The sequence below is a fragment of the Qiania dongpingensis genome (genome assembly GCF_014337195.1).
Classification (GTDB): domain Bacteria; phylum Bacillota; class Clostridia; order Lachnospirales; family Lachnospiraceae; genus Lientehia; species Lientehia dongpingensis.
In genome coordinates this window covers 3,040,575-3,057,799 of record NZ_CP060634.1, presented here as the reverse complement: position 1 = coordinate 3,057,799, position 17,225 = coordinate 3,040,575, and the positions used below count along the sequence as shown (strand labels likewise).

17 protein-coding genes are annotated in these 17,225 nt (G+C 49.4%); 3 read left to right on the top strand and 14 right to left on the bottom strand.

Annotation, left to right across the window (positions count from 1 at the left end; genetic code table 11):
• Window positions 1-4: 4 nt before the first annotated feature.
• The 7 genes from mraY to H9Q78_RS14300 all read right to left on the bottom strand — a co-directional run bounded on the left by mraY (window position 5) and on the right by H9Q78_RS14300 (window position 7,117).
• Window positions 5-961, bottom strand: a complete 957-nt coding sequence (gene mraY / locus H9Q78_RS14330; protein WP_249302701.1) for a phospho-N-acetylmuramoyl-pentapeptide-transferase — start codon at window positions 959-961, stop codon at window positions 5-7.
• A 98-nt stretch (window positions 962-1,059) separates the two neighbouring features.
• Window positions 1,060-2,814: a peptidoglycan D,D-transpeptidase FtsI family protein gene (locus tag H9Q78_RS14325; RefSeq protein ID WP_249302699.1), complete on the bottom strand. Its 1,755-nt coding sequence runs from the start codon at window positions 2,812-2,814 to the stop codon at window positions 1,060-1,062.
• A 29-nt stretch (window positions 2,815-2,843) separates the two neighbouring features.
• A complete protein-coding gene (locus tag H9Q78_RS14320; RefSeq protein WP_249302698.1) occupies window positions 2,844-4,781 on the bottom strand; it encodes a peptidoglycan D,D-transpeptidase FtsI family protein in 1,938 nt (645 codons plus the stop codon).
• A gap of 52 nt (window positions 4,782-4,833) precedes the next feature.
• Window positions 4,834-5,358, bottom strand: coding sequence for an FtsB/FtsL family cell division protein (locus H9Q78_RS14315; RefSeq protein WP_249302696.1), 525 nt, complete (start codon window positions 5,356-5,358; stop codon window positions 4,834-4,836).
• A gap of 41 nt (window positions 5,359-5,399) precedes the next feature.
• The gene (rsmH, locus tag H9Q78_RS14310) at window positions 5,400-6,335 is read right to left on the bottom strand and encodes a 16S rRNA (cytosine(1402)-N(4))-methyltransferase RsmH (RefSeq protein WP_249302694.1); all 936 of its coding nucleotides are present in this window, start codon (window positions 6,333-6,335) and stop codon (window positions 5,400-5,402) included.
• A gap of 2 nt (window positions 6,336-6,337) precedes the next feature.
• Entirely contained in the window at window positions 6,338-6,769 is a 432-nt protein-coding gene (gene mraZ / locus H9Q78_RS14305) for a division/cell wall cluster transcriptional repressor MraZ (RefSeq protein ID WP_334298682.1), read from the bottom strand.
• A gap of 201 nt (window positions 6,770-6,970) precedes the next feature.
• Complete coding sequence (locus H9Q78_RS14300; RefSeq protein WP_249302692.1) at window positions 6,971-7,117, bottom strand: Spo0E family sporulation regulatory protein-aspartic acid phosphatase; 147 nt, start codon at window positions 7,115-7,117, stop codon at window positions 6,971-6,973.
• Window positions 7,118-7,320: 203 nt separating this feature from the next.
• Here H9Q78_RS14300 and ychF point away from each other — a divergent pair, with 203 nt between their 5' ends.
• Window positions 7,321-8,418, top strand: a complete 1,098-nt coding sequence (gene ychF, locus H9Q78_RS14295) for a redox-regulated ATPase YchF (protein ID WP_249302691.1) — start codon at window positions 7,321-7,323, stop codon at window positions 8,416-8,418.
• Window positions 8,419-8,491: 73 nt separating this feature from the next.
• On the opposite strand, the gene H9Q78_RS14290 is transcribed toward ychF, so the two are convergent.
• From H9Q78_RS14290 to H9Q78_RS14280, 3 genes are all read right to left on the bottom strand, one after another.
• Window positions 8,492-8,767: a DUF1292 domain-containing protein gene (locus H9Q78_RS14290; protein WP_231061855.1), complete on the bottom strand. Its 276-nt coding sequence runs from the start codon at window positions 8,765-8,767 to the stop codon at window positions 8,492-8,494.
• A gap of 199 nt (window positions 8,768-8,966) precedes the next feature.
• Window positions 8,967-10,238 (bottom strand): sensor histidine kinase, encoded by a 1,272-nt coding sequence (locus tag H9Q78_RS14285; protein ID WP_249302684.1) that lies wholly within the window; start codon window positions 10,236-10,238, stop codon window positions 8,967-8,969.
• Complete coding sequence (locus H9Q78_RS14280) at window positions 10,235-10,912, bottom strand: response regulator transcription factor (RefSeq protein ID WP_249302682.1); 678 nt, start codon at window positions 10,910-10,912, stop codon at window positions 10,235-10,237. The genes H9Q78_RS14285 and H9Q78_RS14280 overlap by 4 nt, the downstream gene beginning before the upstream one ends.
• Window positions 10,913-11,117: 205 nt before the next feature.
• Here H9Q78_RS14280 and H9Q78_RS14275 point away from each other — a divergent pair, with 205 nt between their 5' ends.
• Both H9Q78_RS14275 and H9Q78_RS14270 read left to right on the top strand, forming a co-directional pair.
• A complete protein-coding gene (locus H9Q78_RS14275; RefSeq protein ID WP_249302680.1) occupies window positions 11,118-11,843 on the top strand; it encodes a polyphosphate polymerase domain-containing protein in 726 nt (241 codons plus the stop codon).
• A gap of 24 nt (window positions 11,844-11,867) precedes the next feature.
• The gene (locus tag H9Q78_RS14270; protein ID WP_249302678.1) at window positions 11,868-12,554 is read left to right on the top strand and encodes a DUF4956 domain-containing protein; all 687 of its coding nucleotides are present in this window, start codon (window positions 11,868-11,870) and stop codon (window positions 12,552-12,554) included.
• 11 nt (window positions 12,555-12,565) lie between these two features.
• On the opposite strand, the gene H9Q78_RS14265 is transcribed toward H9Q78_RS14270, so the two are convergent.
• The 4 genes from H9Q78_RS14265 to H9Q78_RS14250 form a co-directional block, all read right to left on the bottom strand.
• Complete coding sequence (locus tag H9Q78_RS14265; protein ID WP_249302672.1) at window positions 12,566-13,993, bottom strand: Na+/H+ antiporter NhaC family protein; 1,428 nt, start codon at window positions 13,991-13,993, stop codon at window positions 12,566-12,568.
• Between the two features lie 14 nt (window positions 13,994-14,007).
• Window positions 14,008-15,024 (bottom strand): asparaginase, encoded by a 1,017-nt coding sequence (locus H9Q78_RS14260; protein ID WP_283245074.1) that lies wholly within the window; start codon window positions 15,022-15,024, stop codon window positions 14,008-14,010.
• 180 nt (window positions 15,025-15,204) lie between these two features.
• The gene (locus H9Q78_RS14255; RefSeq protein ID WP_249302668.1) at window positions 15,205-16,275 is read right to left on the bottom strand and encodes a CFI-box-CTERM domain-containing protein; all 1,071 of its coding nucleotides are present in this window, start codon (window positions 16,273-16,275) and stop codon (window positions 15,205-15,207) included.
• A gap of 201 nt (window positions 16,276-16,476) precedes the next feature.
• Complete coding sequence (locus tag H9Q78_RS14250) at window positions 16,477-17,205, bottom strand: YebC/PmpR family DNA-binding transcriptional regulator (protein ID WP_249302667.1); 729 nt, start codon at window positions 17,203-17,205, stop codon at window positions 16,477-16,479.
• Between the last annotated feature and the right edge of the window lie 20 nt (window positions 17,206-17,225).

Genomic DNA, 17,225 nt, shown 5'->3' with positions numbered 1-17,225 from the left:
TCCGCTACATTGCCATATAAGCGACCAGACAAAGAATCGCAGTCACAGCGGAAAATACCGTCACAATCCTCGTCTCTGACCATCCGCCCAATTCAAAATGATGGTGGATGGGCGCCATTCGGAACAGTCTCTTGCCATGAGTCTTTTTAAAATATGCCACCTGCAGAATGTCCGATACCGTTTCCACAAAATATATGAATCCCACCAAAAGGATAAAAATCGGCATTTGAAGCATGAACGCAGTAGACGCTACGAACCCGCCGAGGGCCAGGGAACCGGTATCTCCCATGAACACCTTGGCCGGATACGCGTTAAACACAAGGAAACCTAGAAGGCTGCCCACCACAGCCCCTGTTATCGGATCAATCCCGCTCTTTTCCCCCATGGACACAATGGTAAAGAAAACTGCCACCAGAATGGTCACGCTCGTGCAGAGTCCGTCCAGCCCGTCCGTCAGGTTCACGCCGTTGTCTGTGCCCAGAACGATGATAAAAAATGCGGGAACGAAAAACCAGCCCAGCTCCAGGGTCTTTCCTCCTGTGAAAGGAATGATCATAGCCGTGGAAACCACATCAGAGGTCATAAGATAATAACACAGTATACCGGCGATTAAAAGCTGCCCGGCCAGCTTTTGATACGGTTTAAGGCCCTCAGAACGCTTCAAGACCACTTTTATAAAATCATCCAGGAGTCCCACTATCCCAAAACCTACCGTGGTAAATAAGATCGGAATGATCTTTGGATAATCTTTTACAAAAATCAGGCTGGTGACCGATATGCTGATGATGATCGCCAGTCCGCCCATGGTAGGCGTGCCTGATTTTTTCGCGTGGCCCTTTGGTCCCTCCTCCCGGATAGTCTGGCCGAATTTCAGCTTTCTCAGAAAAGGAATCAAAATTGGGCACAGGACCGCGCTGATGGCAAATGAAATCAATACGGAAATAATTGCTGCATATTTCATATGGACACTCCTGTATTCTTTGTCTGCATGTTGTATGGTAAATCCTCAACTGTTACAGTATAAGACTTTTTCCATGAAGAATCAACCTCTAATAGCCGCTAATTTTCTGCGGTTTCTTCCTCGGTTACGGCTTCCCGCTCAATTCCAAGATACGGCAGGATGTTGTCAAATACATCGGCCACCACAGGCGCTGCGATGGTTCCGCCGTAATAGATTCCCTCTGGTTCATCTATGGTGATCAGAGCGATCACCTGGGGATTATCCGCAGGAGCAAAACCGATAAATGAGGAAATGTACTTGTTCTCACTCCTGGGAAGCTTCTCTGAAGTCGCCGTTTTTCCGCCGATCCTATATCCCTCCAGATAAGCTCTGTGGCCGGTGCCTTCTGCTACTACCTGCTCCAAAATATAGCGCATGGTCTCACTGGTCTCCTCAGACACAATATGTTCCGTAGTGTCATAGGACAGCTTCTCAATGACGGTTCCCTCGCTGTTTTGAACCTCCACACCGAAATGCGGGGTTATCCTGGTCCCGCCGTTTATGATGGAGCTGGCCGTAGTGATAAGCTGCATCGGTGTAATCTGGAATGACTGGCCGAAGGAAACTGTCGCCAGCTCCACTTCTCCCATATTATCCTGCTTGTGCATAATAGTCCCGGCTTCTCCCGGCAGATCGATCCCCGTCCTGCCCAGCAGGCCGAACTGGTTAAAATACTTATACGTATTGGTGACTCCCAGCCTAAGCCCCACTTCAATAAAGACCGGATTGCAGGAATTCATCGCTCCCTGGAGGAAATTCTCAGCCCCGTGCCCGGCAACCTTATGGCAGTGGATCCTTCTGTCCTCCACTACTTTATATCCGGGGCAATAAAAATTATCGGTGAGGGATACTACGCCTTCTTCGAGACCCGCCGCGGCCGTAATGATCTTAAATGTGGAGCCGGGTTCATAGGTATCATTGATACAGGAATTTCTCCACATCTTATTGAGAAGATCCTGATATTCTTCGTCAGTGGCAGACGCATCCATTTGATAATTCAGCGTAAACGGATCGTTCAGGTCAAATTCCGGTACATTGACCATGGCCATGATCTCCCCGTTTTGTGGATTCATGATGATCATGGATACTTTTTTTGCATTCTTTTGTTCCATGACCTTAAGCGCCGCCTGCTCCGCATATTTTTGAATATTCACATCCAGGCTCAGGTAAAGGCTGCACCCGTCTACCGGCTCGATCCGGTTTTCAGCTGCCGTGTCGATTTCCACACCTCTGGCATCGGTCTGTGTCAGAATGGTCCCATTTTCCCCCTTCAGATAATCCTCATACATGACCTCCAGCCCGATGATTCCCTGATTATCTCCCCCGGTAAATCCAAGAACCTTGGAAGCCAGGCTTCCAAAGGGATAATAACGCTTGTAATCCTCGTCCACCTTGACCCCGTCGAGATCGCACGCCCGCACGGCGTCTCCAATGGATTTATCCACATTGGATTTGATGATCTCCCTGGAACTGTATTTTTCCACCTTTTCCCGCACCGTATCCGCGGAAACCTCCAGTTTTTCAGAAAGTACCGCTATCACTTCCTCAGCGTCTGTTATCTGGTTATGGATCACCGATACGGTACATACGGTCTTGTTGTCGGCGATGATGGTGCCGTTGGCATCATAGATCCGCCCTCTGGCCGCCTTGATGGAGCGTTCCCGTTCATGAAGTTCCTGAGCCAAAGCCGTATAATGAGCAGACTGAAATAGCATCAGATATCCCAGCCTGCCCATTAATATTCCAAAACCTGCCAAACATGTGACAAACATGATCAAGATTTTTCTGCGGTGAAAGGTATAGTTTGGAACCATGAGGTTCCCTCCCAGGCTTTTATTACAGCCTATTCGATTCCACCCTGAAACATTCCTGCCTCATATCCGTTCTCGTCTCCCCGCGGCTCCTCCTGGGGCGCCTCTCCTTCCGGATTCTCTCCTTGTGTTTCTGCTTCGTTCGGCTCCTGAAGAGGGGATTCCGTAGTCGTTTCTTCTTCCTCTCCTGTGCTCCGTGTGGGGAACAGATTCAGATAGGGGAGGATGTCCACCCACAGATCATGAGTCAGCGTCGTGGCATGACCGCCCGCCGACTGATTCTCCACATTCGGCTCATCGATCACCACCATCATAAAATATTCCGGATTGCTGGCCGGAACAAAGCTGCAGAAAGAAACCGCATACTTTTTTTCACTACGGGGCTGCTTTTCTGCCGTACCTGTTTTTCCGCCTATTTCGTATCCAGGCACTACCGTAGAATACGTGGTCTGTTCATCCACCATGGCCAGCATCGCTGTCTTCAGAAAATCGGAAGTGCTCTCGCTGACCGTCTCACGGACCAGCGTCTTTTCTTTACTTTCCACGACTGAGCCTTCCGGACTCAGTATCTCCCTGACTACATGAGGGGTATAATAGCTCCCTCCATTGATCACGGAACAATATGCAGCGGCCATCTGAATCACTGTCACGTTGAAGTTCTGACCGAAAGAGTTGGTCGCCAAGTCGATATCCGACATGTCTTCCTTGTTTTTCAGAATACCGTATTCTTCTCCCGGAAGATCGATTCCTGTCCGGTCGCCCAGTCCGAATATCGGCTGATATTTGCAGAAGGTATCCTTCCCAATCTGCCATCCGATATGCATCAGCGCATCATTGCAGGATTCCACAATAGCCCCTTTTACGTCGAGCTGACCATGACCGGATAATTTATGGCAGTTGATCCTGCCGCCTCCGGCGATATCCTCCCCGCCGTCACACATATAAGTATCCGTCGTCTTCAGGCTGCCCTCTTCCAGTCCCGCCGCGATCGTCAATGGCTTCGCTGTGGAGCCGGGCTCATAGGTGGTCTGAGTGATGAAATTCTTCCATATCTCATTTTGGGCGTCAGTCCGCTCGTCCTCACTCATGGCGTCGATCTGCTCCTGAGTATAATAGCCGCTCACGGTCATATCAGACGGATTGTTCAGATCAAAATACGGATAGGAAGCCATGGCCAGGACCTCACCGTTATTGGGATTCATCACGATCACCGCCGTATTTTTGGAACCGATTTTTTCATTAAACAGCTTGATCTGATTTTCTACGATGGACTGGAGATTCACATCGATGGTCGACACCACCGTATTGCCGTCCACCGCATCCCGCGTCACCTGTTCCGCGTCGGAGTCCTCGTTAATGGATCCATATCTCCTTCCGGGTACTCCCGCCAGCGTATCATTATAATACTGTTCCATACCATAGCTTCCAAGGGAACCGTCTTCTGACGCGAAGCCGATCAGATCGCAGGCCAGAGACGAATATGGATAGATCCGCTTGTATTCCGTTTCAAACCAGACACCGTCTATCTTATCCTTGATCTTTAGATTTTCATTGATCTCCGTTTCCTTCGCAAGGAATTTGTCCCGTTTTTCCTCGCTCATCCGCTTCTCATACCGGATATACCGCTTATTGGGATTTTCATTTATCAGCTTTTCCAATTCTGCCCTGTCATACCCATAACATTCTGCCAGGGCGTCAAGGGTAGGGCCGGTAATGTTCTCATCCGCCGTGATCACAGAGGGATCCAGGATCAAGTTGTATACCGCCTCATTGGCGGCCAGTACCGTACCGTTCCTGTCCGTGATCTCTCCTCTTTTGAACGGAATCGTATCCGCCGTATAGGTCTGCTGTGCCAAAACGGTCCTGCCGTAATCTCCGCCCTTCTGTTTGCCGATAATGCCGACGGCAATGGCCAGCCCAAATAAAACCAGCGCCACCAGGATAAAGGTGAGCGCCAGCTTTTGTTTCATATATTTTTGGAAAACCTTAGGAGTCCTTTTGGGACGGCCCGACCGGCCGCGTCTATTCTCTGGGGATGTCTTCATATTGCTGTACGTACTCACTTTCTGTTCTGTCGTAATAGATCACCTGGCTGTCATCCGGATATACCATACCCAGTTCTTCCGTAGCTGTTTTATATATCTGATGGATATCGGAAGCTACCGCTATCCTGGACTGTGTGGCCTCATTAATATCCCTAAGTTCCTCCAGGTTCGCCTCCATCTCCTCGATATTGGTGATCCTGGTTCTGATGGAAGCCTGCACTTTCAGATAATTCACACAAACTGCAAGTACCGCCACACAAGCCATGGTAAGAAACATGACATATGCAGGACTCATCTGCAGCGCTTTCTCCCTGTTTCTTCTGGATCTTCGGACTTCCTCCGCCCGTCTGTCATCGGGAACGTAAAATTCCTGCTCCTCCAGCTGTCTTGCTGTATTTCCGTCAATCTCCGTATACAAATACGGTTTTCTGTCATACTGTCTGCCCAAGCGTCCTCTGTATGAGTCCGCGTTCTTCCTTTTCTGTCTGCCATTTGCCGCCATTTTTTAATTCCTCCCCGGGGCATGTCCGCTCCATATGGAACCTATGCCCTCTCAAAAACCCGAAGCTTGGCGCTTTTCGCCCGCCTGTTATCTAAAAGCTCCTCCTCACAGGGAAGAACCGGTTTCTTCGTGATCACTTTTCCTTTGCTTTTGTTTCCACACACACATATGGGAAAATTCGGAGGACAGGTACAAGGATTTTCATTTTTCCGAAATCCGTTTTTTACAATCCTGTCTTCCAGGGAATGAAATGTGATGATACAAAATCTTCCGCCAGGCTTTAAAAGTGAAATCATCCGGTCGATGGACCGGCTCAATACATCCAGCTCATGATTGAGCTCGATCCGGATGGCCTGAAATGTCTTCTTGGCCGGATGGCCGCCTGCCATTCTCACCTTTGCCGGTATCGCTGCTTTGATGATCTCCACCAGCTGTCCGGTGGTGCGGATTTCTTCTTTTTGCCTCGCCGCCACGATATGCTTGGCAATATTCTGCGCGAATTTATCTTCTCCGTAATCCCGGATAATCCGGTACAGATCGGATTCACTGTAATCGTTCACGATATCCTTTGCCGTAACCGCCTGACGCTGGTCCATCCGCATGTCCAGCACGGTATCCTCTTTATAGGAAAATCCCCGTTCCAGAGTATCCAGCTGATAGGAAGAAACCCCCAAATCCAGCAAAATCCCGTCCACACATCCGGTTCCCAGCTCTTTGAGTACCGCATCCATATTCTCGTAATTGTTCCGTACGATGGTCACTTGTTCTTCAAAAGGCCTAAGCCGCTCTGAGGCCGCTTCTATGGCGGCCGCATCCTGATCGATTCCTATGTACCTGCCGGCAGGTCCCAGCCTCCTGCACACCTCGAAGGCATGTCCGCCTCCGCCCAGTGTGCCGTCCACATAGATTCCGTCCGGCCTGATGTTCAGATATTTTATCGTTTCGTCCAACAACACTGATCTGTGTTCAAATCCCATGGTTAAAACCTCAGTTCTTCCAAATCTTCCGCGATTTCCTCAATCTCATCGTATACGTTGGCCTCTTCCCATGTATCACGGTTCCAGATCTCTACCCGGCTTCCAACGCCCACTAAGACTACATCCTTTTCCAGATGTGCATAAGCTCTCAGGTTATTGGGAATCAATATCCTCCCCTGCTTATCCACCTCGCACTCACCGGCGCCGCCCATGAGGAACCTGGCGAATTTTCTGGCTTTTCCCTGGGTAACCGGCAGATTTTCCATGCTGGAGACAACAGAATCCCATTTTTCTTCTGTGAATACAAACAGGCACCCATCCAGACCTTTGGTCACGATGAACTTGTCCCCACCGGCTTCTCGAAACCTGGCGGGAACGATCAGACGCCCTTTTGCGTCCATCGTATGATTGTATTCACCCATAAACTGATTCATCATCTGTGCCACCTAATCCAAACAAATCTACCACTTTCCACCATTTTAACCCACTTTTTAACCACTTGATATTATTTTAAGCCATTTAAGGGGAAATAGCAAGAGGGATTATGATTTTTTTCAGGCGTATATTCCTATTGAAATAAAAAAAGACTTGTTTCCAAGTCTTCTTCCTCTTTCGTATATGTTTCACATAATACATTACTTTTTTGCAGAATACTCCAGGTACCGTTCGATAAGCAAATCAAGCTTCCTACTCAGGTGCAGAATTCTGTCAGGCGCATCCTTCCGCTCAATAGCCTCCCCCAGCTCACTTCTGATTCGCTCTATTTTTTCTTTTAAATCCATAACCCCTCTGATTCCTCTATTTCATTCCTGGCCTCCTTCGCTTCTATTAGCCATTTTAATCTTTTTTTCGCCAAAAATCAAATGGATTAAGACGCCTTTTTCTGCCTTTTTCGACAGCCTCCACCTGCTTTCCTTTTTTCTCAAAGTGTGATACACTTATACGAGTTTGACGTTAAAATTGCCGTATTATTAGGAGGTTTTCCATGAAATTAGGTATCGTAGGCTTGCCCAATGTCGGGAAAAGCACATTATTCAATTCACTGACGAAAGCAGGCGCCGAATCCGCCAACTATCCGTTCTGCACCATAGACCCCAATGTCGGCGTAGTAGCCGTTCCGGACTTCCGTCTCGGGCTTCTGGCCGATATGTACACCTCCAGGAAGATAACTCCCGCCGTCATTGAGTTTGTGGACATCGCCGGCCTGGTAAAGGGCGCGTCCAAAGGAGAGGGACTTGGCAACCAGTTTTTAGCCAACATCCGCGAGGTGGATGCCATCGTCCATGTGGTCCGCTGCTTTCAGAACGACAATATCGTCCATGTGGACGGAAGCATAGATCCCCTCAGGGACATTGAAACCATAAACCTGGAGCTCATCTTCTCTGACCTGGAGATTCTGGAACGCCGGATCGCCAAGACTTCCAAGGGAGCGTTTAACGACAAAACCCTGGCAAAGGAGCTGACCGCCCTTAAGTCCATGAAAGCTTACCTGGAAGACGGAAATCTGGCCATCACCTATGAAACAGATGATGAGGATGAGGAGGCTTTTTTACACTCCCTGAACCTTCTGACCGCAAAACCGGTCATCTTTGCCGCAAATGTAGCCGAGGACGATCTGGCAGATGACGGTGAGAACAATCCTTATGTAAGAGAAGTCCGCCAGTTCGCCGCAGGACAGGGCAGCGAGGTTTTTGTGATCTGCGCCCAGATAGAACAGGAGATTGCCGAACTGGAAGACGATGAAAAGAAGATGTTCCTGGAGGATTTAGGCTTAAAAGAGTCCGGTCTGGACAAGCTCATAAAGGCCAGCTATAAGCTGCTCGGCCTGATCAGCTATCTGACTGCCGGGGAACAGGAGACCAGAGCCTGGACTATTAAGAAAGGGACCAAGGCTCCTGCTGCCGCAGGAAAGATCCATACGGATTTCGAGCGCGGTTTCATACGTGCGGAGGTCGTCAACTATCAGGACCTTCTGGACGCAGGAAGCTACGCCGCTGCAAAAGAAAAGGGACTTGTGGGACTGGAAGGGAAAGAATACGTGGTAAAAGACGGCGACGTGATCTTGTTCCGTTTCAACGTCTGATCAGGCAAAAATCGAGACCAAAAAACCGGCGGAACACATTCCGCCGGTTTTATTTATGGGCAATGCACAATGATCATTCTTCTTCATCCATCTCGTCAAATTCAGCGGAATCCAGAATTTCATCAAATGCTTCAGCCACCGCTTCGTACTCTTCATCATCCTCAATATTCTGAAGATCGGGCTCGCCATTTTCTCCCGTTACAAAACGGTATAAATAAACTTCGCCCTCTTCTCCTTCCGGCGGATTCGTAGGAAGCAGCGCGATGTAATCCTTTCCGGCAGCCTCAAAGGTCGTCAAAACGATACATTCCAGCTGAGAATCGTCTTCCAGTGTCAGGGTGACGGTCATCTGTCCATCCTCACCCTCATGAATATGGTCATGACCGCAGTCACAGCCGCAGGTACCGCAATCCTCCGCACAGCCGCCTTCAAACTCTTTTGCCATAGTTAATAGTCCTCTCTTTTCTCAAAAATTGCAGGCCTCCGGGCCCAATAATAATTGCATACACACACTGTAACAAAAAACTCCTGAAAAAGCAAGGCCTAAGTCATGGTTTAAGGCGGGGCAGCGTGACAAAAAAAGTGGTGCCTTCCTCCTTCCCGCTCTGTACCGATATCCTTCCAGCGTGACTCTCCGCGATATTGCTGGCTATGGACAGACCGAGCCCATATCCTCCGGCGTCTCTCGACCTGGATTTTTCCCCCCGGTAAAAGCGTTCAAACACATGGGGCAGCTGTTCTTTTTCTATATAACTGCCGGTATTGTGAACTGACAGCTTCCCTTTGTCTTTGCTTCCCAAAAGAGATAAGGTAACCACTCCCTTTTCCTCCGCATACTTGCAGGCGTTATCCAGCAGAATCGCCAGCAGCTGTCTAAGCCGCCCTTCGTCTCCTGACACATAAATCTCCGGTTCAACGGCTGTATCAAGCTTTTTTCCCTGTTCAAACATCACGGATTCAAAAGGCAGCGCGGCACTCCATACAAGATCACTCAAATTTAATCTGGAAAGGACCGGTCTGTCCGTTCCCGCGTCTGCCTTTGCCAGCTCCAGCAGATCATTGACCAGATCCTTCATCCGGACTGCTTCGGTCCTGGTATTCTCCACCCATTTTACCTGATCTGCTATGGAATCCTCTTTGTGGCTCAGCAAGATCCCCGTATTGGCCAAAATGACTGTCAGCGGTGTTTTAAGTTCATGGGAAGCATCCGCCACAAACTGCCGTTCCCGGTCCCAGGAATCTTTGACCGGCCCCACTACCCAGCCGGCCAGGCAAACACTGATGACCAAAAAAACGGCCAGGCTTCCTATTCCAACCAGTAAAGATATGAAAATAAGACTCTTCATGGAAGACACCTCATCGCTCCTGTCCATAAAGACGATCTGTGTGCCGTTTATATCCGAATATTTCAGATAGCGCAGCCCCATTCCCTTCACAGTTCCCCGCTCTTTGTCCTGCGAAAGGCAAAGCGCCACGATATCCTCCAGGACTTCATCTTCGATCACCAGATTTTCACCGATTACTTCTTTCACTGAGCCATCCTGTTCCAGCTTCACCACAAAGGTCGCGCCTTCCTTTGCATCTGTCATCAGAAAAGGCCGGTCCGGCCCCGGCTGCATACTTTTCTTTCCATACCGGTCTTCCGCGTTTTCCGGAAGCCCGGGAAGCTCCCTCATCACCCTGCGCTCCATGACGTCATAGCTCTCTCTGCAAAGACGATTATAGGTCACAGCGCACACCACCGCAAAGGTAATGACCAGCACAATACTGATCAATATCATATTGATCAGTATGAATTTCCGCTTCAGCTTTTTTATCATGGCATGCGTTCCTCCATTCGGTATCCGATCTTGCGTACCGTCCCGATACTCGCCCTGGAGCCCAGGAAAGCGAACTTTTTTCTCAAGAAAGAAATATACACTTCTACATTATTGTCTTCTGCGTCCGTCTCACTCCCCCATATCTTCAAAAGGATGGTTTCCTTTGGAAGTACAGATTTGGGATTGGACAGAAGAAGCCTCAGCACCTCAAATTCTTTCATCCCTAAATGTACGCTCTTTTCTCCACATTCCAGCATATAAGTATCCAGGTTCAACGATATATCCCCATAGGAAAGATACTCCACCACAACCTCCCCCTTCCTCCTGGAAAGGGCCCGGACTCTGGCCAGGAGCTCCTCCGTCTCAAAAGGCTTCGTGAGATAGTCATCTGCCCCGCAGTCCAGCCCCTTTACTTTGTCGCTTGTCTCAAACCTGGCAGTCAGCATCAGGACAGGCGTCTGATTCTTTTCCTTCCGCATGGCCCGCACCACGTCAAAACCATTCATCTTCGGCAGCATCACATCCAGAATCACCACATCGTAGATGCCGCTCATCGCATAGTCCAGCCCGTCCTCTCCATTATATACCATGTCCGCCGTATATTTATGCTCTGACATGATCTGTCCCAGAGCTTCGGCCAGCCTGATCTCGTCTTCCACAATCAAAATCCGCATATCTTCCTCCCGTTTCTTATACCGGCTCTTCATACCTTCCGCTTTTATTTATACCACAGTTCTTACTCCTCTTTCCATCAGAATAAAAGCAAACACTTTAATTAGTCTGAAACCCCGAGTAAAATTCCGGTCTGGTTTCAGACAAATTTAAGGTTGCCTTTTTATAATGGCTCCAGAAAAGGAAGCTGCAGAAAGGATGAGATCCATGAGTATTAAAACGTTCAAACGAATGGAAAAAAAGTCCCTCCTGACGGACCGCCAGTACGAGGAACTTACGAAGAGGATGGAACCTTATATGGAATACGACCAGTATTGTCCGGACGGTTCCTCCTATTCCATCTATAATATTTACTATGACACAGACGATTACCGGCTCATCAGGACCTCTCTCACAAAGCCCTACTATAAAGAAAAGCTGAGGCTGAGAAGCTATGAACTCCCTGATTCTCCGGAATCCCCTGTATTTCTGGAAATGAAAAAAAAGGTGGGCGGAGTTGTGACAAAGCGGCGCGCATCCCTGTCCCTGGCAGAAGCAGACGTCTTTCTGAGTCATCATGAATCTCCCAAGGACACGGCATATCTGGACGGGCAGGTGCTTCATGAGATTTCATACTTCATGGAACGTCATCCCCTGTCGCCGGCGGCGTCCATTTCTTATGAAAGGGTCGCTTATTTTGGAAAAACCGATCCGGACCTTAGAATCACCTTTGATTTCCATATCCTTTCTCTGGACCTGAGAGCGGATTCCGACATTCCCCGGGAACTTCTTGCCCCCGGTACCTGCCTGATGGAAATCAAGCTAGTCGGCACTGCCCCCCTCTGGCTGGCGGAAGCTTTTTCTTCCCTTCATATTCGCTCCGCCAGCTTTTCCAAATATGGCGCCATGTACAAACAATCTCTTTTAGACAAAAGGCAGCCGATCACCGCATAAATGTAACAAAGGAAAGGAGTTCCTATGAATTACATATTTTCTTCTGTAGCCGGAGACAGTCTGACTCTGTCGTCCACGGCGGCCATCCTGGCCTGCGCCCTGCTGACCGGATTCTTCATCAGCTGTATTTATATCTTCACCCATAAAGAAAGCGGATATGTCCCGTCCTTCGCGATCACTCTGATCATGCTTCCCGCCATCATCGCTACCATAATCCTGCTGGTCGGCAGCAACGTGGCAAGGGCCTTTTCCCTGGCCGGCGCCTTTTCCCTGGTGCGTTTCCGGAGCGCTCCCGGCGACCCGAAGGACATCGCCTATGTATTTTTTACCGTAGCCGTAGGGCTGGCCTCCGGCATGGGGTTTCTCACTTACTCTCTGCTGTTCGCCTTCGTCCTGTGCCTGGCCATGGTGATCCTCGAAAAATCTCATTTCGGGATTCCGAAAAGCGAGGCCATGACGCTTAAAATCGCCATCCCCGAGGATCTGAACTACGAAGGGCTTTTTGACAAGATTTTAAAGGAATATACGGATTCCTGGAAAATACGCCGTATCCGCACCACAGAATTTGGAACCTTATTCGAGCTGGTCTACCGCATTCAAATGAAACAAAACATCAGCCAAAAGGCTTTTTTAGACAGCATCCGGTGCAGAAATGGGAATATGAACGTCACCCTGGTCCTGAACGAATATGAGGACCGAATCTATGAATAACGCTCTGTGTTCTATTCTGCTTCTCCCTGTACGTTTATAAAATCTTTCCTGCCGATCCCCAGGAAGATGGACACAAACATGACCGCCGTCATAACAAATGTGAAGAAACAGTACGGCGTGATCTGTATCCCGCTCAGCGGAGCGCTCGTATCCACCGTAAAGCTTAAAATATACATCATAGTGCAGGTCCACGGCAGGCTGTAACACCATGTACAGGACTGGGCGTCCATCAGGTTTGCCATCCGGTAGCGGCTGATTCCGTGCTTGTCGGCAAGGGGCCTCGCGAAGGACGGCCCGACTGTCAGGATAGCCGGGGCGTTTAATCCCATGATCGACGACAATGCGATGACCATGAAAGAGATCACGACCTCTGCGCCTACCGCACGCCTGGTCACATGGCTGAGAGCGTTCAGAATCTTCATATCTCCATGTCCGCACTTCATGATATGAATCGCGCTGAACAGCATCAGACATAGGACAACCATCTGAGTCATACTGGACAGACCGGTGAACACAGCGCCTCCGACCGCACGGTCAAGCCCCGAACCGCTGACGGAAAACAAGGCTTCTCTCACTGGATTCACCGCATCGATCTGAACAAAATCCATCAGTCCGAATATCACAGCCGCCGCTCCCGACAATACGGAGCCAATGATCGTGGCAATGATCAGGTCGCCGGATTTTATGGCAATGATCAGCGTAATGATCACCGGAACAATCATGATCAAAGTCATTTGATCATAGGAGACCGCTTCTTTTATGTTGGCAGACTGGCCCAGTATATTTCCCACGATGATCGTGATGATCAGAGTAATTGCAGCAGCCGTCAGAGAATACTTCAGACGGCTTCTCACACACTTGGGAACATCCACGTCCATGGCAGTTGCCGAGGCGATCGTGGAATCGGAAACCGGCGCCAGGTTGTCTCCGAACGCTGCTCCTCCCAATATCGCCCCTGCCAAAAAGGCGGGATTCACTCCCAGCTCCACTCCGGCCGGATACAATACTCCCATACAGGCTGCAATCGTTCCGAATCCGGTTCCGGTAGCCGTGGAAAACAAAGTAGCCGCCAAAAAGGAAATCACCGTAAAGAGCACGGGGCCCACGCCAAAGGATCCGGCCAGGCCCGCAAGACCCGTGGCAAAACCGGACATCCTCAGAATTCTGGAAAATACGCCGGCAAACAGCCACGTGGCAATGGGAAAAGCCGTATCCTTACTGGCCATTCCCATGATCAGCGTATTGCTGTAGTGCTTTTTATCCTTTGCCAGGAAAAACGGAATCACCAGCCCCAGGAAAATCGGCACCCAGAGAGCCCCGTCGGATATAGAGCCCCAGAAAAAAGTGGTGACAATGATCAGCACGATGAAAAGGAGCAGCGGCGCCAGGGAAACCCATTCCCCTCCGTAAAATTCTAATTTTCTATTTTCTTTTTCCATATCATCTTACCCCTTCAGTATAATTGAAATATGTTCTGCAGCTCATCTCTGCCGCTGGTCCTCAAAAGTGCCAGAGACAGCAGGATTCTGGCTTTCACGGGAATCAATGTCTGGCCAGGTATGGTCTTCAGCTCTTCATCGCAGTGATCCCAGCTGACCATACCGTTTCCAACCCGGGTTGTCCTCACGATGGGGATTCTTTCCGAAAGCTTCCGGATCTCCTGCTTCCAGCTTTTGCTCATGAGCCCGCTTCCTGCTCCCGCCAGGATAAGCCCCTGTGCCCGGGACGAAAGAAATTCCAGGATATCAGGATCAGCGTCGGCATAAAAATATGCAATTTCTACCTTTGGAAGCACGTCAACTCCTTCTACGGTAAATTCCGTATCCACCGTATGTTTTTTGGCCGGAAGCTGTAAAAAGCGCGGAACGGAATCCTGCATATACCCGATACATCCAAAGTCCTTTCCGTCAAATGCCGCCGGACGGAAACAGTTGACCTTCTGTACCCGGTCAGCGCTGAAAATCCCGTCGGCAAATACCACCAGTACTCCTTTTCCTTCCGCCTCTTTACTGGCCGCCAGAGAAACCGCCTCGTAGAGATTCTGCGGACCGTCCGCGCTGTTGGCCGTGGCCGGGCGCATCGATCCGGTCAGAACCACCGGTTTTCTCGTCTTGACTGTCAAGTTCAGGAAATATGCCGTTTCTTCCATGGTATTGGTTCCGTGTGTGATGACAACCCCATCTATGGAAGGGTCCTCCGCCAGCCGGTTGATCCGCTTCGCAAGAGCGATCCAATCCCCGCATGTGATATCATCACTGGAGATGTTTAATATCTGTTCTCCCTCCAGAGCCGCGATTTCTCCCACCCCTTTTATGCTCTCCAGAAGCTCATGGACGTCAAATTTCCCGTCATGGTAGCCGGAGGTCTTTCCTTCTTCTCCCGCGGCAGAGATCGTCCCTCCTGTTGCCAGAATGTATACCTTTTTCATCTGTACCTCCTCCCTCTTCGCAGTAAGCTTCCGGGTCTTGATAGAGAAAAAGGACCTGAGCCTTCTTTCTCAAATCCTTTTTATATCCGCTTCCGCTTTGTGTCTCCACTGAATCTCCCATCGCTTCCGCTCTTTATTCTATTTTCCCATCTATCCTGTGATATATCTATGAACTATTCTCCAGTTTTTTTCTACTTTTCCGCACAAACAGCCGAAAATGCCTCAGCTTGTCGTGTCGCTTCCCCTGTGGTCCTCCCATATCTGTGAATCCAGATATCTCCCTTCCAAGCTTCTGACCATTTCCACATAGCGCTTTTCACATGCTTCCGCCCTTCCGGCCGCAATATCCTGGAGACACGGCTCCAGATATGTGTTCCAGACAGATCTATAGACGCCGGCACGTTCCTCATCCATATCCATACAGGTGACAATGGCGGGCGCAATCTCATAGTATTCTTCTACCAGGGCACGGCCGTCTTCACTCTTCATCATGTATGTATCCCGGAATTTCCGAAGGCTCTGAAGCTCCTGACAGTCGTCAGGCTTCCCGAAGGATTCGCAGACTGCCGTAGTTATGAAGCACATCTTGCCCTTTCGGAAACCGGTCACCATATCACCGTAGGTGCCCTTCCTCAGAATGGACTTCGGATGCAGGCGCATCCATTCCTCCACCATGACATCCGTCAGCCTTTCACTGACGCCAAGCTTAAGCTCCAGAATCATCGGAATCGTATAGACTGCCAGAATCATCTTATACTGGTCGCATTTCAATGCCCTAGCATTCTTGGAGCGCAGAGACTGGTCCGACTCCACCTCTTTATCAATGGCTTTCATAAGATCAGAGGCCAAAAGACGCATAAACTCCTCTCCATGATCTTCTGACTCCAGCGCATAGCGGTCCACCGCTTCCACTGCCGGACGGCATTTTATCTTATAGGCGTCAAAGTAATCCGGGTATTCCGAACGCTTGAAATGTTCCATCGCATTCTTAAACCGGAACAAAATATCAGGAAAATGCATCCGCGCATATACCTGATTGGCTTTCATATTATATTCATCCAATTCCAGAATCCGGCCGGTCAGTTCCTCAGCTTTTGAATCTCCGTTTTCCCAGAGTTTTTGCAGCACCTCTTCCAGCGCCGCCGCCTGGTTCTTCTCCTCACCCTCATGGGGAACCACCAGCTCTTCCTGGCTGAGCACCGCGCCGCAGTACATACAAGAAAATGTTGCAAGCTCTTCCGGAATGCACAGAGCACCTCCGCATTTCGGGCATTTACCTTCTCTGTTCGCCATATTTCATCCCACTTTCTTTACTGATCCGTCTCTTTATCCCCGGTTCCAAAATTACCGCGGTCTTTCCCGGTCATCATACCATATTTTACAGCCGTTTACAATATTTCCGCGCTGCTTCCCATAAGACTAAGAAGCCCGGAAACCAGCAGTCTCCTGCCGATTTCCGGGCTTTTCTTATTTCATAGGAAAGTACATGGCCGATTATTCATCCCAATTGTGGTATACTTCCTGGACATCGTCATCCTCGTCCAAAAGATCCAGTATCCGGTTCATCATCTTAATATCCTGCTCGTCTTTGAGGCTCACCCAAGTCTGAGGAATCATCGTCACCTGAGCATCCGCCATGGGAATCCCCTCTTTTTCCAGGGCTTCGCGGACGGAACTGAAGTCCCCCGGATCCGTTGTGATCTCAAAGCTGTCCTCTTCCTCTGCAAAATCCTCAGCTCCCGCATCCAAAGCGAACATCATCAGATCGTCGGCTTCCATTTCACATTCTTCCTTATCCACGATAATCTGTCCTTTTTTATCAAACATGAAAGACACGCATCCGGGAGTTCCTACGTTGCCATTTCCTTTGGTAAACGCATTGCGGACATTGGAAGCCGTCCTGTTTTTGTTGTCCGTCAAGGTGTCTACGATAATGGCAATGCCATTCGGTCCATAGCCTTCATAGGTAATCGTCTCATAATTCACGGAATTGGCATCACCGGCAGCCTTTTTTATGCCTCTGTCAATGGTATCATTGGGCATATTATTGGCCTTCGCTTTAGCAATGACATCTCTCAGCTTACTGTTGTTGGCCGGATCGGCTCCGCCTTCTTTTACCGCCACAGCAATCTCCCGTCCGATCACCGTAAAAATCTTGCCTTTGACAGCATCATTTTTTTCTTTCTTATGCTTGATATTCGCAAATTTGGAATGTCCTGACATTTGAACCTCTCCTTTTTCTA